Genomic DNA, 17,213 nt, shown 5'->3' on the forward strand with positions numbered 1-17,213 from the left:
GGCCTGCGCCCGGACCGAAGCCCGGGCGTCAGGGTCAGACCGTGAACCAGTCGGATGTCGGCGTGAACAGGCCCGACTCCGTCGAATACTGGTACACCCGGCCGGTGCCGATCTTGTTGTCGACCATCGATACGGGGCCGCCGAAGAAACCGCCCGTATCCCAATCGGTGATCCCCGACAGGGCCTCGGCGAGGTTGTCCGGCGTCGGTTCCTTGCCGCCTTCGACCGTGTCGCGCAGCGCCTTTATGGCGATTTCGAGCGCGCACATGGTCTGCAGCGTCCAGGTCGACATGTAGTTTTCGAGCGGCGTGCCGGCGAACATCTCCTTGGCGGCTTCGGCGAACAGCTGGTAACGCGGCGCGTCCTCGCGGTCGTAGAAATAGCGATAGGGCATGACGCCCTGATAGCCATCGAGGAACGGGCCGGCCTCGGCGGTCACGCGGTCGGCGATCAGCTTTTCCATGCCCCAGAAGGTTCCCATGAACTGGGTGGGCAGGCCGAACTGGCGGGCGCCGCCGATCAGTTGCGGCCAGACGCCGGTCACATAGCCCTGAAGGATCGCATATTCGGCGCCCGACTGGGCCAGCTTGGTCACATGGGTCGGAATGTCCGCGCCCTGCGGCTTGGTCGATTCTTCCAGAACCACTTCGATGCCCAGTTCCTCGGCGCGCATCTTGCCATGCTCGATCGGATCGCGGCCGAACTCGGTGTTCGAGAAGATGAAGGCGACGTTCGAGCCACCGGCATCCTTGATGTTCTGCAACAGGATGTCGAACTGGTCCTGATAGGACGGCCCGGCGAGGTACTGGTAGGGGTTGGTGGCNGACCAGTTTCATGAAGCCGGTCGAGTCGCCGAAATAGGCGACCAGCGCATCGCCTTCTGTTGCGAGCGCGCGCTGATAGTTGGCCAGCGCGTTTTGCGGGATATAGCCCGAATCCTCGGTGACGAAGCGGATCGGCGTGCCGCCGATGCCGCCCTCATCATTGATCAGCTTCTGGGCGAGGGTGAAGGCCGGTGCGACCAGTTGGCCCGCGGTGGCGAACGGGCCGGTCAGCGGCAGCGAGGCGCCGATGACATATTCGGACGGCTGCGCGCGCAGGATGGTCGGCATGCCCAGCGCAGCGGTCGCGGCGGCACCGGTGGCGATAAAGGTACGGCGGGTCTGTTTCATGTCGGTCTCCTCCCTGAGACGGTTTGATCGGTCAGCCGCGGGCGAACGGCCAGCGGTTGAGGGCCCGAATGCCCCTGTCGACCAGTTGGTTGATGCCCAAAGGTTCGAACATCAAGAAAAAGATGATCAGAAGACCGAAGACGATCTCCTGAACCGGCGCGCGCAACTGCGCCACTTCGGCCGCTCCTCCCGCGACCATACCGAAGGTGAACTTCAATACTTCCGGCACCATGACAATGATCATCACGCCGAACACCGGCCCCATGGTGCGGCCCATGCCGCCGACAATCAAGGCGGCGACCAGTTGAAGCGACAGGGCCAGTTCGAACTGTTCGGGCAGGATGCGGGCGTAGAAATAGGCGAACAGCGCTCCCGCCAGACGGCAGCAGGCAGCCGAGATCGCAAAGCTCATCAGCTTGTAGCGGAACAGGGATATGCCCAGAATCTCGGCGGAATAGTCGCGTTCGCGAATGGCGATGAAGGCGCGGCCGACCCGTGTGCGGAAGAGGTTCTGGATGGCCAGAATGGTGACGAAGGCGAGGGCTGCGATCAGCGCGAACATTTCGCGCTGCGTGTCGAACACCCATCCCAGAATGTTGGGATCGGGCGTGTTCAGCCCGACAAGGCCGCCGGTCCATGGCGCAAGCGCCTCGAGCTCGATCAGGAAGATGATGATGAAGTTGGCGCTGAGCGTTGCGACCGCCAGATAGAGCCCTTTGACCCGCAGCGACGGCAGGCCGACAATGATGCCGACGATCGCGGAGATGGCGATCGCGCCGGGGATTGCGATGAACGGCATGATGCCGTCCGGCAATCCGATATTGTCCATCAGGCGGTGGAGGATCGGTACCGAATAGGCGCCGATCGCCATGAAGGCGGCATGGCCGAGCGACAGGAGGCCGGTATAGCCGATGACGACGTTCACGCCGACGACGGCGATCAGCATGATGCCCATCTGCGAGGCGACGAGGATGATGTAGTCGTTGGCGATGAAGGGCATCAGCGCACACAGCGCCGCCATCGCCAGAACGAAGGCCTGCTTGTAGCCATTGTTGAGAACGCGCTCGTCGGCCGCGTAAGTCGCCTTGAGGTCGCCGGTGATCATATGCGCTCGACCTCCTTCTGGCCGAACAGGCCGTGCGGCCGGATCAGGATGACGACCAAGACAGCGATGTAGGGCACGACCTCGGCGAATTCGCCGCCGAACTGCCACTGGGCCATGGCTTCCAGGAAGCCGACCGTCAACGCCGCGATGAAAACGCCGACATAGCTGTCGAGCCCGCCCATCAGGACGATGGCCAGCACCGAAAAGCCGAACAGGCCCAGCGAGGGCGATACGCCGTTTCGGGTCGCAAGGATCGCGCCGGCTATCGCGCCGGTCGTCGCCGCCAGCACCCATGCCCGCGAAAAGACGCGCGGCACGGAGATGCCCATCGAATAGGCCGTCGACTGATCCTCGGCGGTGGCGCGGATCGCAACGCCGCTCTTTGTGTAACGCACCATGGCGACAATGGCACCGAACAGCAGCAGCGCGACGGCGACGTTGACCAGATCGGCGCCGAACAGGAAGATCGGCGTGTCGAAAAGGTTCAGCCGGATCGGCGTGTTGGGCGCGATGTGCGGCACGAATTCGGCATCGGCCGTCCAGATCAGCCCCTTGGTGCCCGACAGGACCGAGATCAGCCCGACTGTGATCATGATCATCGCAAAGGTCGACTGGCCGATCAGCGGCCGCATCAGGGTGCGCTCGATCAGAAGGCCCAGAAGCGCGTTGCAGATGACGGCGCCGGCGAGACCCAAAATGATGCGCGGCAGGTTGGACAGCCAGTCGAGCACCGCGCCCATGGGCGAGAACATGGGCAGATCGGCCTTCATGGCCACCATCCATGCGGGCTCCCAGCTCTGCAGCCAGTCGGGCGCCCATGCGGCGCCCGGCACGATCACCGAGAAGGTGAAATAGAAATAGGCGCCGAACATGATGATGTAGCCGTGGGCGAAATTGACCACCTTGGTCGCCTTGAAGACCGAGACGATGCCGACGGCGATCAGCGCATAGATGGCGCCGGACATCAGCCCGTTCAGCGTAAACTGTATGAACTCTCCCATCGCCAGGCCCCCTACGCTGCCGCGCCGAGATAGGCTTCGATGACGCCGGGGTCGCCGGAGACTTCCGCCGGCGTGCCGGACGCGATCTGCTGGCCGAAGTTCAGCACCACGATATGCGAACAGATGTCCATGACCATGTGCATGTCATGTTCGACCAGAAGGACGGTGATGCCGAACTGCTCCTGCACGTCGAGGATGAAGCGCGCCATGTCGGCCGTCTCCTCGCGGTTCATGCCGGCCACGGGCTCGTCGAGCAGCAGCACCTTGGGCTGCATGGCCAGCGCGCGGCCGAGCTCGACGCGTTTTTGCAGGCCGTATGGCAGGATGGTGATCGGGTATTTGCGGATGTGGTCGATCTCGAGGAAGTCGATGACCTTCTCCTCGATCTCGCGGCGCAGTTCGAGCTCCTCGCGCCGGGCCGGCCCGAAATAGCTCAGTGCCGACCAAAGCCCGGTCCGCAGCCGCGTGTGGCCGCCCAGCTTGATGTTGTCGAGCACCGTCATGCCGCGGAACAGCGCGATGTTCTGGAAGGTTCGCGCGATGCCCATCTCGGCGCGCCGGTCTGGCGAAAGATGGGAGATATCGTTGCCGCCAAAGAAGACCTGGCCGCGATCGGGCTGGTAAAAGCCGGAAATGGCGTTGAACAGGCTTGTCTTGCCGGCGCCGTTCGGGCCGATGACGCCGGTGATCTCGCCGGGTTTTGCGGCGAAGCTGACGCCTTGCAGCGCCTTGATTCCGCCGAACGACAAATGAACGTCGCGCACTTCGAGCATGCGCCGTTTTCCTCCCCAAGCGGCGAAGACGCATCGCGCTCGCTGCCGCTTTCAATCCTCCGGCATCGGCGTCGATCCATCGGGCCTTGGACTTTCTTCGCACGGCCCGCACCGGGCTGCAACATGCCACTCAAGCACGGCGACGGTTGCCGACGTGTGGTTTCGGTTGACCGCACCGGCCGAAGGCTTTTGACATGGGGCGGTGAGGGAACCGGCAAAGGGTGGTGTCATTGGGCGCTTTGAGTTCGGACAATCTGCTGTTGGGCGACGAGGGCAGGCAGGCCGGTCTGGCGCGCGCGCTCTACCGCACCGTCTGCGATCTGCCGATCATCAGCCCGCACGGCCATACGGACCCGGCCTGGTTTGCGCTGAACGAGCCGTTTCCCGATCCGGCGCACCTGTTGGTCGTGCCCGACCATTACGTATTCCGGATGTTGGTCAGCCAGGGCGTGCGGCTTGACGATCTCGGTATTGCCCGTATGGACGGTGCACCGGTCGAGGCCGATCCGCGCGCGATCTGGCAGCGTTTCGCCGAGAACTGGCATCTGTTCCGCGGCACGCCGACGCGGCTGTGGCTGGACTATACGTTCGAGAAGCTGTTCGGGCTGACCGAGCCGCTGAGCGCCGCGACCGCAACTGAGGCCTACGAGCAGATTGACGCCTGTCTCAAGCGCGACGAATTCCGGCCGCGCGCGCTTTTCGAGCGGTTCAACATCGAGGTGATCAGCACCACCGAGGGCGCGCTCGATCCGCTCGATCATCACCGGGCGATCGCAGAAAGCGACTGGCAGGGCCGTGTGGTGACGACCTACCGGCCCGATGCGGTGATCGATCCCGACCATGAAGGCTTTTCCGGCGCGCTCGATGCGTTCGGCGAACTCACGGGCTGCGACACGGGACGCTGGCAGGGTTATCTGGATGCACATCGTGTCCGCCGCGCCTTTTTCCGCAGCCATGGCGCGACGGCCACCGACCACGGGCTTCAATCGGCTCGGACCGCCAACCTGTCGGGTGCCGACGCACAAGCATTGTTCGACCGTATCCGGTCGGGACGGGCGGGCGAGGGCGATGCCGACCTGTTTCGTGCGCAGATGCTGACCGAGATGGCGAAGATGAGCGCCGAGGACGGCATGGTGATGCAGATCCACCCCGGCTCGGTGCGCAACCATCATGGCGGCGTGTTCGAGACCTACGGCCGCGACAAGGGTTTCGACATTCCTTCCGCCATCGACTACGTCCACGCGCTGCGGCCGATGCTCGACGCGGTGGGCATGGAGCCCGGCCTGTCGGTGATCGTCTTCACGCTGGACGAGACCAGCTATGCGCGCGAACTGGCGCCGCTCGCCGGCGTCTACCCATCGCTGAAGCTGGGACCGGCCTGGTGGTTCCATGACAGCCCGGAGGGCATGCGGCGCTTTCGCGAGATGACGACGGAGACGGCGGGCTTCTACAACACGGTCGGCTTCAATGACGACACACGCGCCTTCCCTTCGATCCCGGCGCGCCACGACATCGCCCGGCGGGTCGATTGTGCGTTCCTTGCGCGGCTCGTGTGCGATCACCGCCTGCGCGAGGACGAGGCGTTCGAGCTGGCGCGCGAGTTGACGGTGGACCTGCCGCGCAAGGCCTACAAGTTCGATGAACCGCGCTGAAAGCCATCGAGGAACGAGCCGATCCGCCTGACCAAAGACACTGTTGACCATGCCGCCGCGCGCCGGCCCGGCTATGACCGCGCAAGGGTTACGCCCGGCATCGTGCACTTGGGCGTCGGCAATTTCCATCGCGCTCATCAGGCCGTTTTTGTCGACGATTGCCTGGCGTCGGACGGAACGTGGGGCATTCGCGGCGTATCGATGCGCCGGCCCGACATGCGCGATGCACTGGCGCCGCAGGATGGTCTCTACACGCTGGCAGTCAAGGACGGCGCGTCCACCGAAGCCCGCATCATCGGGTCGATCCTCGATGTGCTGGTCGCGACCGAGGGTGTCGAGCCGGTGCTGGCCGCGTTGACCGATCCGGCGACGCGGATCGTCAGTCTGACGGTCACCGAGAAGGGCTATTGCCGCGATCCGGCGACCGGCGATCTCGATCCGGAAAATGCCGGCATCAAGGCCGATCTGGCCCGCCCCGGTCGGCCGGCAACGGTGCCGGGGCTTCTGGTCGAAGCGCTGCGCCGGCGGCGACGGGCCGGTGTCGCCCCTTTCACCGTTCTGTCCTGCGACAACCTTCCGTCCAACGGCAAAACGCTGGGTCGCATCGTCGGCCAGTACGCCGCGCTTGCCGACGGCGCTCTTTCTGAATGGATCGCCGGCCATGTCGCCTTTCCGTCCAGCATGGTCGACCGGATCGTGCCGGCGACGAGCGATGCGGACCGGGCTGAGGTCGAGGCCTTGATCGGTCTCGAAGATGCCTGGCCGGTCGTCACCGAGCCCTTCACGCAATGGGTCATCGAGGACATGTTTCCAGCAGGCCGGCCCGATCTCGCCGCGGCCGGCGCCGAACTGGTGACCGATGTGGAACCCTTCGAGCGCATGAAGCTGCGCATGCTCAATGGCGCCCATTCGACGCTGGCCTATTTCGGCCAGCTTCTCGGGCACGAGACGGTGGCCGATGCGATGGCGGACGACGCGCTTGCGCGGCTGATCGCGCGGGTGATGGACGAGGCTGCCGCGACGCTCGATCTGCCGGCCTCCGACCTTGCGCGCTACGGGACCGCGCTGCGGACCCGGTTCCGCAACCCGGCGCTGAAGCACAGGACCGCGCAGATCGCCCTGGACGGCAGCCAGAAGATCCCGCAGCGGCTGCTCGGCACGATCGCCGACGCACATGCCGCGGGCAAGCCGTGGGATGGCCTGGCAAGCGGCGTGGCGGCCTGGATCGCCTTTCTTCAGCAAGGTCCGGTCGACGATCCGATGGCCGGCCGGTTTTCGGCGCTCGCCGCCCGTCATGCCGATCCGGTACACCATGCCAATGCGGTGCTCGGTCTGCGTGAGGTCTTCGGCACGCTGTCGGATGCCGACTGGTTCACAAGCCGGATGCGGTCGCTTGTCCAGACCATGGCCGACGCAGGTCCGCGCGCGGTCCTGCCGCAATGACCGTGCGAGCGTCAAACGCTGATCGAAAATTTGGCTTGCCGGTCAGCGGCTGGCCGGATCGTCGCAATCGAAATCGAAACGGTCGGGCAATCGGAGCCCGGCGTCGAGATGATGGCGCACGGCGCGCACCGACACGCCGTCGCGATAGAGCCAGGGATCGTCGGTGGCGCGTTGCCAGTCCTCGGTCGCCGCGCGCAGCTGTTCGAGCGTTTCCCGATGGTCGGGATGGCCGGCCAGATTGTCCACCTCGAACGGATCGGCATCGAGGTCGTACAACTCTTCGGGCGGGCGGCGAACATAGTCCCTGACGGTGCGCTTGCCGATCATGGCCGGGTCGGCATTGCGCATGCCCTCCCAGGAGAGCGAGCCGTAGAGATCGCCGGAGAACGGAAAGTCTAGCTGCCATGCGACATTGCGATGGTATTTGTAGCGCGGCGTGCGGGCGAAGCGGGTCGGCCAGTAATTGGTGATCTCGTGGAAGGTGTGCGAGCCGAAGACGATCTGCCAGTCATCGTGCAGCGTCTCGTCTTCGAGGATCGTCAGCAGCGACCGACCCGGTCTCGTGCCCTTGGCTTGCGCGGCGCCGGCCCAGTCGAGCAGGGTCGGCAGGATGTCGACAAAGGAGACGAGGTTCGGATTGCTCAGGCCGGCGCGCGCGCCGGGCTTTCGCATGATCAGCGGCAGATGGACGCCGGCATCGTAGAGCGTCGTCTTGGAATTGAGGAACGGCGCGCCATTGTCGCTGAGAAAGACCACCAGCGTGTCGTCCGCATGGCCGGCCTCTTCCAGCGCATCGAGAAGAAGCCCGACACCCCGGTCGAGCCGGTGGACCGAACGGTAGTATTCGGCCAGTTCCAGCCGCACCTCCGGCAGGTCGCTGAGGAAGGGCGGCACCGAGACCTCGGCGGGTGAAAAGACGCGCTCGTTGGGGTCGTCTTCGAAATCGCCGTTGCCGAAACCCGAGCGCGTCATGTCGCGATGCGGATCGATGAAGCCGACCGTCAGGAAGAAGGGCTTTTCGGCGTTGCGGGCGGCATCGAGAAAGGCGCGCGCCTGTGCGGCGACCCAGGCGATGTCGCGCGTGCCGCTCTCCTCGCGCACCGCCCATGGATAGGTCTCGGGCGGGCCGACATGAACCTTGCCGACGATGCCGGTCAGGTAGCCGCGGGCATTCAGAAGGGCCGGCGCGGTCTCGACATGATGGAAGGTCATGAAATGGTGATGGTCGTGATGCAGGCCGTATTGGCCGTTCTGGTGCGTGTGCAGGCCTGTGTAGATCACCGAACGGCTGGCAGAGCAGGATGCCGTCGACGTGAAGGCCATGTCAAAGCGTGTGCCCTGGCCGGCGAGCCGATCGATGTTGGGCGTCGCGATCGTCGGTTCGCCGTAGCAGCCCGCCATGCGGCCCAGATCGTCGGCGATCATCATCAGGATGTTGCGGCTCATGCGGGGACGCTTTCGGGAGTGGTGCCGAGCGGCGACGATGTGCGCGGGAACTCGGCGATCACTTCGCCGGCGACGGCAACGGCGTGCTTGAGGCGCTCATGCAAGGGCATGCCACGTGCCAGCGCGTCGAGATAGCCGGCATTGAAGCTGTCGCCGGCGCCGACCGTGTCGACCGGTTGCGCGGGGACCGCGCTCGCGTGAAGCGTCCGGCCATTGCTGTGGCCGGTGGCGCCCTTGGCGCCTCGCTTGATGACAAGCGTCGCCTCGGCGTCCAACCAAGGCGCAAGCGTCGCGGTGGCGCTCTCGGCATCGTCGGTGCCGGCCAGCGCGGCGGCTTCCTTGTCATTGACCAGAAGGTGGTCGCAGCCGGCGATCCAGTCGCGCGCCAGGGTTCGTTCATCCGGCGTCCAGTCGCCGTCCGGCCAACCCGGATCGATGGCAATCTCCGCGCCGCGTGCGCGCAGCCAGTCCTGCAGCGCACGGTGACCTTTCATGAGCGCGGGCATCGCAAATCCGCCGCTGAGCATGACGAGAGTACCGTCCAGCGGCAGGCCGTCCAGTTCGGTGCAGAAGAAATCGGCGTCGAGATCACCCAGATGTCCGAGCGAGGACAGGAACGTGCGCTCGCTGTCGGGGTGCAGCAGGCCGATCGTGAAGCCGGTGGCGCCGGCGCGCGTGGCCACGCGGTCGAGCGGTCCGTCGAAGGCGCGTCCGATGGCTTCGCCGGCAAAATCGTCGCCGCGCGCCGAAACAAGGCCGGATCTGGCGCCCAGCCGCTGCAGCACGAGCGCGGTGTTGGCCGCAGAACCGCCGACGCGCAGGTCGCCATGCGCGAAGAAGGATTCGGTTCCCCGCTCGGGCCACTGGTCAAGATGGCCAATGATCACGTCCAGATTGGCGTTGCCGACGACAAGGATCGGTCGGGCCGCCATGTCAGGCTGCCCTGGCACCATGCACCGGACGGCCCGATGCATCGAACAGGTGAATGGCGTCCGGTTGCGGGGTCAGGAACACCATCTCGCCTTCGCCAATCGGTTCGGCGCCGGCGAGGCGCACATTGACCATGCCGGCCGTCTCGGTGTCGACATGGGCGAATGTGTCCGAGCCGAGCGCTTCGGTCAGCCGGACGGTGCCCTTCCACAGGCCCTTGTCGCGCGACAGGTCGACATGTTCGGGCCGGATGCCGAAGGTGGCGGCGCCATGGCCGGCAGCGACCTCGCCAACGATGAAGTTCATGCGCGGCGAGCCGATGAAGCCGGCGACGAACTGCGAGGCGGGCCTGGCATAAAGTTCGAGCGGGGTACCGACCTGCTCGACATTGCCCGCGTTGAGGACGACGATCCGGTCGGCCAGTGTCATCGCCTCGACCTGGTCGTGGGTGACATAGATCATGGTCGTGTCCGCAAGCCGCTTGTGCAGGGCGGCAATCTCAAGGCGCGTATCGACGCGAAGCGCCGCGTCGAGATTGGAAAGCGGCTCGTCGAACAGGAAGACGCGCGGCTGCCGGGTGATGGCCCGGCCGATGGCGACGCGCTGGCGCTGGCCGCCGGACAGTTGCCGCGGCTTGCGCTCCATGTAGTCGCTGATCTGCAGCATGTCGGCGGCCTGGGCGATCCGGGCCTTGATCTCGTCGGACGACAGCTTGGCCTGTTCAAGCCCGAAGGCCATGTTCTCGAACACGGTCATGTGCGGATAGAGCGCATAGGACTGGAACACCATCGAGATGCCGCGCTTGGCCGGCAGCACATCGTTCATGCGCTGGCCATCGATCATCAGGTCGCCGTCGGAGATGTCCTCGAGCCCGGCGATCAGGCGCAGAAGGGTGGACTTTCCGCAGCCCGACGGGCCGACGAAAACGACGAACTCGCCGCCCTCGAGCGCCAGATTGACGTCGCGCAGCACCTCGACGGTGCCGAACGACTTGCAGACGTTTTTCAGTTCGACCGAGGCCATGTGGTTACCCCTTGACCGCGCCGGCGGTGAGGCCGGAGACGATCCTGCGTTGGAAAATGAGAACGAGCACCACCAGCGGCAGCGTGACCACGACCGAGGCGGCCATGATGTTGCCCCAGGGCACTTCGAATTCGCTGCGCCCGGAAATCAGCGCGATGGCGACGGGCACCGTGCGCTGGGCATCGGTGGACAGGAAGGTGAGCGCGAACAGGAACTCGTTCCAGGCCTGGATGAAGGCGAGAAGGCCGGTCGTCACCATGGCGGGCCACAGAAGCGGCACGAAGATGCGCCTGATGATGGTGAAGGAGGAGGCGCCGTCCATGATCGCTGCCTCCTCGATCTCGACCGGCAATGCGCGCATGAAGGTGGTCAGCACCCAGACCGTGAAGGGCAGGGTGAAGATCATGTACGAAAAGACCAGCGACCAGAGCGAGTTGAACAGGCCAAAGGCGCGGACAAGTTCGAACAGCCCGGACAGGACCGCGATCTGCGGGAACATGGACACCGACAGGATGGTGAGCAGCAGAAGGCCGCGCCCGCGAAAGCGGATGCGGGCGAGGGCGAACGAGGCGGTGATCGCGAGAAACAGCGAAATGATGACCGTTACCGTCGCCACGAAAACCGAGTTGACGATCTGCTTTCCGAAAACCCCGTCCGACAGCATGGAGCGGTAGTTGGACAGGTCGAACACGGCCGGCAGATAGTTGACATCGAACAGCGCCTGGCCGTCTTCCAGCGACGTCAGGACCGCATAGTAGAACGGGAACAGCGCCTGAATGACGATGATCGCAACCAGGGTGTAGAAGCCCGTCGTCTTGAGCCAGGCCGGCGCGGTCATCGCTCGTCTCCCTCAAGGTTCATGCGGGTCGCGTAGATGAAGCCGATGGTGATCAGCGCGATGATGAAGAACAGAAGGGTCGATGCGGCCGAGCCGTAGGCGAAGCGGTCGAAGTCGAACAGGTTCTCGCGGGCGTAGACGCTCATGGTGCGCGTGGCGTCCGTGTTGGGCGTCATCACATAGACGATGTCGAAGACCCGCAGCGCATCGAGCGCGCGGAAGACGATGGCGACCAGAAGCGCCGGCATGATCAGCGGCAGCGTCACCCTGCGGAACAGGCGGAACGGCGGCACGCCGTCGAGCCTGGCCGCCTCATACATGTCCCTGGGCACCATTTGCAGGCCGGCGAGGATCAGAAGCGCCATGAAGGGCGTCGTCTTCCACACATCGACCATGATGACGGCGATCATCGCGGTCTCGGGCGACGCGGTCCAGGCGACGGGCGCATCGATCAGGCCGATGCGCTGCAGCATGTCGTTCACGATGCCGAACTGGTCATGCAGCATCCAGGCCCACATGCGGGCCGAGACGATCGTCGGGATCGCCCAGGGGATCAGGACGGCGGCCTGCACCCAGACGCGGCCGGGAAACTTCTTGTGCAGGACGAGCGCGATGACGAGGCCGAACAGGGTCTCCAGCGACACCGAGACGATCGCGAACCAGACCGTGTTCCAGACCGAGCGCCACCAGCGCGAATCGGCGAGCAGGCCAAACCATTCGCCGTCGCCGTTTCCGTAATCGACATATTCGAGATAGTTGCGCCAGCCGATGAAGCGCGCTTCGCCCAGCAGGTCGAGCGAGGCGTCGGTGAAGGAAAACCAGATCGTCCGATAAAGCGGATAGAGCGCGACGCCGGCGAGAACGATCAGCATCGGCGCCAGGAAAAGCCATGCCGACCGGATGCGCTCGCGCGACAGGCGCGAGGTCCTGGCGCTGGCCCTTGCGGTGGCCGGGGAGATGTCCGGTGCAGCACTCATGGTCGGTTCCGAGAGGGTTTGCGCACGGGCCGCGAACGGCCCGCGCGCGGGGAGGAAAGCTTACCAGCCGGCGCCCTTCAAGCGCTTGAGGCGCGCTTCGAGCTTGGCCAGGTTCTCTTCGGCGGTGCCGTTGCCGCTCATCGTGTCGTGCACGGCGGTCCAGAACTCAGAGGAGACCTCATTGTACTGGCGCTTGGTGGCGGCCGACGGGCGCGGCAGTGCACCGTCCACGACCGGCTTCCAAAGCGGGATGAATTCCTGCTCGGCGGCGACCTCGGCGTCTTCATAGACGGCGGTCAGGGTCGGCGGGCGCGAGGTGACGATGGCGCGCTCTTTCTGGTTCTCATAATTGTTCAGGAACCGGACGAGTTCGATCGCTTCCTCCTGGTTTTCGGAGTATTTCGACACACCCAGATGCCAGCCGCCAAGCGTGTGCGCCGACGGCTTGCCTTCGCCGCCCGTCGGCAGGGTGCGGACGCCGAAATTGCCCTTGATCGGGCTGTCGTCGCCATTGCCCAGCGCATAGGCATAGTTCCAGTTGCGCATGAAGACCGCATTGCCCGACTGGAACACGCCGCGCGCATCCTCTTCCTTGTAGTTGAGCACGCCATCGGGCGCGATGTCGCCGACCCAGGATGCGGCCATGGTCAGCGCCTCGGCGGCCTGCGGATTGTTGATGCCGATCGAGCCGTCGTTTTCGACGATGCGTCCGCCGCCGAAGCTGACGATCCATTCCTGCGCATTGCAGGTCAGACCCTCATAGGCGGCACCCTGGAAGACAAAGCCCCACATGTCGGCATTGCCCTCGGCCCGCTCGGCTTCCATGATCGCGCGTGCGGTCTCGGTCATCTCCTGCCAGGTCTCCGGCACCGCCTTGCCGTGCTTTTCCAGAAGGTCCGAGCGGTAGTAGAGCGCCGGCGCGCCCAGGAACATGGGAAGCGCCACCAGCTTGTCGCCGACCATCTGGCTTTCGACGGCACCGGGCACGAAGTCGCCGATAATGTCTTCGACATGCGGCATCAGGTCGATGAAGTGGGTCTCGATCTGCGGTGCCCAGATCACGTCGAGCCGATAGACGTCGATGTCGGACGACTGGGCCGCCAGCCACAATTTGTACTGGGCGAACTGGTCGGTGGTCGATTCGGGCATGGAGACGATGGTCACGGTGTGACCGGTCTCGGCCTCGAACTTGTCGAGCTGGGCGCGCAGGATCTCCTGGTCGCGGCCCACCGAGCCATGCACGATGTTGAGTTCGGCCGCGATGGCGGTGCCCGCAAGAAGCGTGGCGCCGGCCAGCGCGGTCATGAATTGAAGATGTCGTTTCATCGGAATTCCTCCCTGGTTGGTGAAACGGTCGGCGGTTTGCGGAGACGGTTCATTGAGCTGCGTCTCCAAAAAAGATCGGTGAAGTCCAGGCCATCTGGCCATCGCGCTGACAAAGGCGCGCATAGACGGTTTCGCCGGGCTCGGCCGCGCCCAGATCGAGGGTGCCGGCCCATTGCCACTGGTGCGGCTGCGGCAGCATGTGAAAGCGGAAGGCGGGCGAATCGATCGGCCCCAGATTGCCGCTCAAGGCGCCTTCCATCAGGCGCGTCAGCGGAACGGAGATCGACGTTTCGTCAAGTTCGGCATGGATGACGGCGTCGGCGCGGGCGGTCAGGCGCAGCGCGAAGCCCTGCGTCGCCGAGGTGACATTGTTGGGGTTGGCTTCGGCGGTCACGGCAAAGCGCACCGTTTCGCCGTCGTGGATCAGTTGCGGCAGCGGATGGGCATTGTCGCCGCCCTCCAGCGGCGAGACCACTTCGGGGCCGCGAAAGCGCGGTTCGACGGCATCGATGGCGCCGTTTTCGAGCCGGACGGTGCCGGTCCAGTGGTGGCTGGTGCGCCGTGCGCCCCAGCCCAGTTCGACATAAAGAACGGTCTCGACGGTGCCGGCGGCCGAACGGCTCACCGGCGCCGGTGTCAGATCGGGCGAGATGCGCGTGAAGAGCTCGCCATTGCGGACGATGTCGATCGTGTCGATGAACCCGCCGGCAACGGCCTCTATCTGCAGTGTGGCGCGCGGCGCCGGCGCGGCAACGTCACCCTGGATCGCGTCGCCCGCTGCGATGAGGAGATGGGTCGTGTCGCCGGTCAGCGCGTTGGTGTGCCGGCCGCGCATGGCCGCCCAGATCGCCTCGCGTCCGCCGCCGTCGATCGCGCCATAGGCCGCCATCCGGCCATGGCCCCACGAGCCGGGAAAGCCGCTGTGATGGTCGGTGTTGCCGACAATGCCGAACCGGGCGCCGCGCCGCAGCCCCTCGGCCATGGTCGAGCGGCCGTCGACGGGACCCATGGAATGCAGATAGCCGCGTGATGTCTCGGATGCCTCGGCGCAGCCATGCATCGAAAACATTTCGACAAAGGGCGACAGGGCGGGATCGAACGTGTCCCAATTGATGCCGCGGGCGCCCTGCCGGTAACCGATATGGTGCGGGAAAGCCAGCGCCCGGCCACCCTTGTCGGCGGCAAGCCTTGTCCTCAGCTCTGCCGGCGTGTCGGCCAGCACGATCGGGTCCGGCTCGAGATCGGCATAGACGATCGTGTAGTCGCCATCGGCGCATGAGTGGATTTCATATCCGGGAAAGACCCAGAAGCCGTTCTCGTCATTGTGGCGGGAGAGCGTCTCGAAATGGTCCTTCCAGCCGGCACGCAGCTTGGCGAAACCCTTTTCGTGGAAGTCGACAATGTGGGCGACGGCAGGGTCGTCGACCGGCATGTCGGGCCAATGGGCATGGCCGGTGATCGAGACGAAGTCGAGCTGGAGGGCCGCGCGGTCGAGCGCGCCGTCGAGGCTGCCATGGCCGTAGGACAAGGCGCAGTGATTGTGGATGTCGCCGAAATAGGCGCGCACGCCGCGCGCGGCGGCAAGGGGGGCGAGCCGGTCTGGCAGGGGCGCTGTCATGGCGCGTCCTCCACCCTGGCGGGATCGATCGGCTGGCCGCCATTGCGCAAGGACCACAGGGCCGCATGGACCATGCGCAGCGAGGAAAGCCCGTCGCCGGGACCGACCGGCGGCGTGGCGCCGGCGCAGAAGGCGCGCATGGTGCGCACCAGTTCGAGGTCGGCGCCGAAATGGGTGGACTGGCGTTCCGGATCGGTGAAGGTCACCGTCTCGGCCTTGTGGCCGTGGGCGGAGACGATGTCGATGCTGCCCGAATGGCGTTCCATGCGCAGCCGGCCCGACGCGCCGACGATCTCCAGCGTTTCCTGATCGGCCGCCCACGGGCCGAAAATGGTGAAGAACAGGCAGGCCGTCATGCCGTTCTCATAGGCGACCGAGATGATCGCGTGGTCGTCAATGTCGGCGCCGGGCAGGAAGACGCAATTGTCGTTGCGGTCCTCGATGCGGTGCGCATGGGTCCAGCTGTCATTGGCGACGCGGCCGACACCCTCGAACTTGTCGACCAGCGTCTGGTGCCGGCGATAGGGGCAGACACGCTCGCACTGGCTGCACCGCGGCGGCGCGTCGGGGTCGGGCGCGAAGATGCCGCTGCGCCCGCCGATGGCCGACACCGAGACCGGGCGGGCGCCGGCGATCCAGTTGAGCACGTCGAAATGGTGCGAGCACTTGTCGTTGATCGCCCCGCCGGACTTGGACTGGTTGCGGTGCCAGAGCTGAAGATAGCGCGTGTAGGGGATGACCGAGCGCAGCAGGATCATCTGCGGATCGCCGATGCGGCCCTTGTGGGCCAGATCGACGGCCTCGATCCAGGGCTTCTCGTAGCGGCGGGTGAACCCCATCATGACCGGGCTCGAAGCCGCCTCGGCGCGCAGGATCGCCTCGGCGTCGGCGAGCGTGACCGAAATCGGCTTGTCCAGATAGATCCGTTTGCCGGCTCTGGCGGCGATCTCGACCGGCTCGCGATGAGCGTCGGTGTGGGTGGTGACGAGGACGAGACCGACCGATGGATCGGTGATGGCCGCTTCCATCCCGTCTTCGGGCATGACGGTGTGGGCGATGCCCTTGTCGGCATAGATCGCGGTCAGGTGGTCGGCGGCGTGGCGCGCACGGTCGGGCAGCGCATCATGCACCGAGACGATCCTGAAACCGGTCTCGGCGGCGATTTCGGCCATGCGCGCGCCGATGTAATAGGCGCCGCGTTCGCCCGCCCCGATGATCGTCACGCCGATCTGATGTTGCTGTTGTGGGGTGTGAAGCACGCCGCGCGTCCGCAATTGGTCTGAATGGCGGCACGTTATTTGAGTACAGGAATGGCTACAATGTGCCCTATACTCAATCGGCGTCCGGCGGCACGACACTGCCATGGACGATGTGGCCGATCGGCAGATAGTGCACGGTCGGCGCCGAGCCGGACATGGCGATCCGTTCGGTGATGATCCTTTCGAACAGGTCGAGCTTTTCGCGGTGCGAATTGCCGATCACGTCGAAGCGGCGCACATGCTCGGACGGAAAATCGGTGCTGCCGAGCAAGAGTACGCTGAGTTCGTCGCCGATCGTCTGGCCCAGATCGGTCAGCGCGCGCTCCAGCATGAAGCCCTCGACGATCCCCCAGGCGATCAGCGCGGTGAAGGGCAGCTTGCCGTTCTCGTCGCGCAGCGGGCCGAGGGCCGCGGTGATGTCACCGATCTGGGTGGCGCCGGGAAGTTTGTCCATGGCGATCAACCGGCCGGCATCGGGGTCCGGCAGCCAGCGGCACAGAAGCTCGAATTCGCGCCGCGCCATCGCGATCTGGCGGGCCTCATGACCGGAGGTGAGAAAGCCGATCCGCTCATGACCCTTGTCCTGAAGCGTGCGGAAGGCGATCGACAGCGCCTCGCGCCAGTTGGTGCCGATGGCGTCGGCATCGATG

The 17,213-nt window shown here is 65.3% G+C and carries 14 protein-coding genes and 1 pseudogene; 2 read left to right on the forward strand and 13 right to left on the reverse strand.

Features of this window, described 5'->3' with window-relative positions; genetic code table 11:
* Positions 1-34: 34 nt before the first annotated feature.
* The 5 genes and pseudogenes from DEM25_RS08425 to DEM25_RS08440 form a co-directional block, all read right to left on the reverse strand.
* Positions 35-763, reverse strand: coding sequence for an ABC transporter substrate-binding protein (locus tag DEM25_RS08425; RefSeq protein WP_281004528.1), 729 nt, complete (start codon positions 761-763; stop codon positions 35-37).
* 139 nt (positions 764-902) lie between these two features.
* Positions 903-1,172 (reverse strand): annotated as a pseudogene (locus tag DEM25_RS18425) (ABC transporter substrate-binding protein); the annotation flags it as partial.
* Positions 1,173-1,203: 31 nt separating this feature from the next.
* Positions 1,204-2,277 carry a branched-chain amino acid ABC transporter permease gene (locus DEM25_RS08430; RefSeq protein WP_109765308.1) on the reverse strand — a complete coding sequence of 358 codons (1,074 nt, stop codon included), beginning with the start codon at positions 2,275-2,277 and terminating at the stop codon, positions 1,204-1,206.
* Positions 2,274-3,278: a branched-chain amino acid ABC transporter permease gene (locus DEM25_RS08435; protein ID WP_109765307.1), complete on the reverse strand. Its 1,005-nt coding sequence runs from the start codon at positions 3,276-3,278 to the stop codon at positions 2,274-2,276. The genes DEM25_RS08430 and DEM25_RS08435 overlap by 4 nt, the downstream gene beginning before the upstream one ends.
* Positions 3,279-3,289: 11 nt before the next feature.
* Positions 3,290-4,051 carry an ABC transporter ATP-binding protein gene (locus DEM25_RS08440; protein ID WP_109765305.1) on the reverse strand — a complete coding sequence of 254 codons (762 nt, stop codon included), beginning with the start codon at positions 4,049-4,051 and terminating at the stop codon, positions 3,290-3,292.
* A gap of 230 nt (positions 4,052-4,281) precedes the next feature.
* Between DEM25_RS08440 and uxaC the strand changes: the two genes are divergently transcribed.
* Both uxaC and DEM25_RS08450 read left to right on the forward strand, forming a co-directional pair.
* Positions 4,282-5,703, forward strand: coding sequence for a glucuronate isomerase (uxaC, locus tag DEM25_RS08445; protein WP_109765301.1), 1,422 nt, complete (start codon positions 4,282-4,284; stop codon positions 5,701-5,703).
* Positions 5,704-5,724: 21 nt separating this feature from the next.
* Positions 5,725-7,146: a mannitol dehydrogenase family protein gene (locus tag DEM25_RS08450; protein WP_109765300.1), complete on the forward strand. Its 1,422-nt coding sequence runs from the start codon at positions 5,725-5,727 to the stop codon at positions 7,144-7,146.
* A gap of 42 nt (positions 7,147-7,188) precedes the next feature.
* Here the strand turns inward: DEM25_RS08450 and DEM25_RS08455 are convergent, their stop codons facing one another.
* From DEM25_RS08455 to DEM25_RS08490, 8 genes are read right to left on the reverse strand one after another with little or no spacing between them, the layout of a single operon-like run.
* Positions 7,189-8,592 carry a sulfatase family protein gene (locus DEM25_RS08455; RefSeq protein ID WP_109765298.1) on the reverse strand — a complete coding sequence of 468 codons (1,404 nt, stop codon included), beginning with the start codon at positions 8,590-8,592 and terminating at the stop codon, positions 7,189-7,191.
* Entirely contained in the window at positions 8,589-9,524 is a 936-nt protein-coding gene (locus DEM25_RS08460; protein WP_158585213.1) for a carbohydrate kinase family protein, read from the reverse strand. The genes DEM25_RS08455 and DEM25_RS08460 overlap by 4 nt, the downstream gene beginning before the upstream one ends.
* 1 nt (position 9,525) lies before the next feature.
* Positions 9,526-10,545 (reverse strand): ABC transporter ATP-binding protein, encoded by a 1,020-nt coding sequence (locus DEM25_RS08465; RefSeq protein ID WP_109765294.1) that lies wholly within the window; start codon positions 10,543-10,545, stop codon positions 9,526-9,528.
* A gap of 4 nt (positions 10,546-10,549) precedes the next feature.
* On the reverse strand, positions 10,550-11,383 hold the full coding sequence (locus DEM25_RS08470) for a carbohydrate ABC transporter permease (RefSeq protein WP_109765292.1): 834 nt from the start codon (positions 11,381-11,383) through the stop codon (positions 10,550-10,552).
* Positions 11,380-12,360: a carbohydrate ABC transporter permease gene (locus DEM25_RS08475; protein ID WP_109765290.1), complete on the reverse strand. Its 981-nt coding sequence runs from the start codon at positions 12,358-12,360 to the stop codon at positions 11,380-11,382. The genes DEM25_RS08470 and DEM25_RS08475 overlap by 4 nt, the downstream gene beginning before the upstream one ends.
* Positions 12,361-12,420: 60 nt before the next feature.
* Positions 12,421-13,686 (reverse strand): ABC transporter substrate-binding protein, encoded by a 1,266-nt coding sequence (locus tag DEM25_RS08480; RefSeq protein WP_109765758.1) that lies wholly within the window; start codon positions 13,684-13,686, stop codon positions 12,421-12,423.
* A 49-nt stretch (positions 13,687-13,735) separates the two neighbouring features.
* Complete coding sequence (locus DEM25_RS08485; RefSeq protein WP_109765288.1) at positions 13,736-15,304, reverse strand: PHP domain-containing protein; 1,569 nt, start codon at positions 15,302-15,304, stop codon at positions 13,736-13,738.
* Complete coding sequence (locus DEM25_RS08490) at positions 15,301-16,527, reverse strand: Gfo/Idh/MocA family protein (protein ID WP_158585214.1); 1,227 nt, start codon at positions 16,525-16,527, stop codon at positions 15,301-15,303. Before DEM25_RS08490 ends, DEM25_RS08485 begins: the two co-directional genes overlap by 4 nt.
* Between the last annotated feature and the right edge of the window lie 686 nt (positions 16,528-17,213).

Source organism: Oceaniradius stylonematis, from assembly GCF_003149475.2.
Taxonomy (GTDB): Bacteria; Pseudomonadota; Alphaproteobacteria; order Rhizobiales; family Rhizobiaceae; genus Roseitalea; species Roseitalea stylonematis.

Bases quoted from the DNA above. Each gene is read 5' to 3' on its own strand.
- DEM25_RS08430 (WP_109765308.1), bottom strand. From the start codon at position 2,277: ATGATCACCGGCGACCTCAAGGCGACTTACGCGGCCGACGAGCGCGTT.
- DEM25_RS08435 (WP_109765307.1), bottom strand. From the start codon at position 3,278: ATGGGAGAGTTCATACAGTTTACGCTGAACGGGCTGATGTCCGGCGCC.
- DEM25_RS08440 (WP_109765305.1), bottom strand. From the start codon at position 4,051: ATGCTCGAAGTGCGCGACGTTCATTTGTCGTTCGGCGGAATCAAGGCG.
- DEM25_RS08455 (WP_109765298.1), bottom strand. From the start codon at position 8,592: ATGAGCCGCAACATCCTGATGATGATCGCCGACGATCTGGGCCGCATG.
- DEM25_RS08460 (WP_158585213.1), bottom strand. From the start codon at position 9,524: ATGGCGGCCCGACCGATCCTTGTCGTCGGCAACGCCAATCTGGACGTG.
- DEM25_RS08465 (WP_109765294.1), bottom strand. From the start codon at position 10,545: ATGGCCTCGGTCGAACTGAAAAACGTCTGCAAGTCGTTCGGCACCGTC.
- DEM25_RS08470 (WP_109765292.1), bottom strand. From the start codon at position 11,383: ATGACCGCGCCGGCCTGGCTCAAGACGACGGGCTTCTACACCCTGGTT.
- DEM25_RS08475 (WP_109765290.1), bottom strand. From the start codon at position 12,360: ATGAGTGCTGCACCGGACATCTCCCCGGCCACCGCAAGGGCCAGCGCC.
- DEM25_RS08480 (WP_109765758.1), bottom strand. From the start codon at position 13,686: ATGAAACGACATCTTCAATTCATGACCGCGCTGGCCGGCGCCACGCTT.
- DEM25_RS08485 (WP_109765288.1), bottom strand. From the start codon at position 15,304: ATGACAGCGCCCCTGCCAGACCGGCTCGCCCCCCTTGCCGCCGCGCGC.